1 pseudogene is annotated in these 268 nt (G+C 47.8%); it reads left to right on the forward strand.

The features are described 5' to 3' along the window. Positions 1-20 precede the first annotated feature (20 nt). A pseudogene (locus EM932_RS20740) lies at positions 21-268 on the forward strand (T9SS type A sorting domain-containing protein); the annotation flags it as partial.

Consider the following 268-nt stretch of genomic DNA (forward strand, 5'->3'; position numbering starts at 1 on the left):
CAAACAGTAGTACCGCTAGCGTGACGATCAACGCATTAGACGATGCGGGCTTTAGCTATAGCGCCGCAGCATATTGTGCAGATGCTACAGATCCAACGCCAAGCATAACAGGTTTAACAGGCGGAACATTTAGTAGCACATTAGGCTTATCACTTACAGCAGGAACAGGACTTATCGATGTATCGACCAGTACTCCGGGAACCTATACCGTAACTTATACCACAGCAGGAACCTGTCCAAACAGTAGTACCGCTAGCGTGACGATCAA

The organism is Flavivirga rizhaonensis (genome assembly GCF_004791695.1).
Taxonomy (GTDB): domain Bacteria; phylum Bacteroidota; class Bacteroidia; order Flavobacteriales; family Flavobacteriaceae; genus Flavivirga; species Flavivirga rizhaonensis.